The 1,293-nt window shown below is 35.0% G+C and carries 2 protein-coding genes; both read left to right on the top strand.

Features of this window, described 5'->3' with window-relative positions; translation table 11 throughout:
• The coding region (locus CP367_RS09930) for an AAA family ATPase (RefSeq protein ID WP_158227335.1) at window positions 1–728 on the top strand (728 nt) is incomplete at its 5' end.
• On the top strand, window positions 718–1,293 hold a 576-nt coding region (gene yihA, locus CP367_RS09935; protein ID WP_098043563.1), incomplete at its 3' end, for a ribosome biogenesis GTP-binding protein YihA/YsxC. The genes CP367_RS09930 and yihA, both read left to right, overlap by 11 nt.

The following is a 1,293-nucleotide window of genomic DNA, read 5'->3' on the forward strand; positions in this document are numbered from 1 at the left end:
TTGATGAAATTGATAAAATTTCTAAAAAATCTGAGAATGTCTCAATTACGCGTGATGTTTCAGGTGAAGGCGTACAGCAATCATTATTAAAGATCTTGGAAGGTACAATTGCCTCTGTTCCACCTCAAGGTGGGCGTAAACACCCTCAACAAGAAATGATTAAGATGGACACGACTAACATTCTATTTATTGTTGGTGGGGCATTCGACGGAATTGAACAAATCGTTAAAAATCGTTTAGGTAAAAAGACCATTGGCTTTGGTGCTGAAAATGAGGCAGATAAAATTAATGCAGATGATTGGACACGCCATTTGACTACAGCTGATTTAGTTAAATTTGGAATGATTCCTGAATTCATTGGTAGAATTCCAATTATTACTACGCTTGATAAATTGAGTAGTAAGGATTTGGTCAGAGTGCTAACTGAACCAAAGAATGCTTTAGTTAAGCAGTATAAGAAATTATTATCACTTGACGATGTTAATTTGAAGTTTACTGATGGTGCTCTGAAGGCAATTGCTGACTTAGCAATCCAAAGAAATATGGGTGCACGTGGACTTAGAACAATTATCGAAAATTCAATTATGGATATTATGTATGAAACTCCTAGTGAAGAGGATATTGAGACCGTTGAAGTAACTAAGGACGTAATTACTAAGCACGCTAAGCCAAAGGTAATCCGCAAAAATACTGATAATAAAGAACAGGTAAGTGTCAATGATCATTAAAAGCAGTAGTTATGCAGTTAGTGCTGTTAGAGAAGATCAATATCCTAAAGATAACTTGCCTGAGATTGCATTAGCAGGCCGCTCAAACGTGGGAAAGTCCAGCTTGATAAATACCCTATTAAAGCGTAAAAACTTAGCTAGGACCTCGTCACAGCCTGGAAAGACACAAACTTTGAATTTCTACAAAGTCAATGAAAAATTTTATTTGGTTGATGTACCAGGTTATGGCTATGCCAAAGTTTCACAGAAGAAGCGGCAAGAATTTGGCGAAATGATTCAAGATTATTTAGAAACTAGACCCAACCTAAAGGGACTAATTATTTTAGTAGATAGTCGTCATGAACCAACCAAAGATGATATTGCTATGTATGATTATGCTCAATATCTAAATATCCCAATTTTGGTAGTTTGTACCAAGATGGATAAAATAAAAAAGAGTCAAACTAATAAGGTGATATCAGGCTTAAAGAAAAAGTTGAATCTCAACTATGATCATGTCACTGTTTTGACTTTTAGTTCGGTCACTAAATTACATGTAACTGAATTAAGTAATTGGATTGAAAAA

It is taken from the genome of Lactobacillus sp. UMNPBX16, from assembly GCF_002553775.1.
GTDB classification, from domain to species: Bacteria; Bacillota; Bacilli; order Lactobacillales; family Lactobacillaceae; genus Lactobacillus; species Lactobacillus crispatus.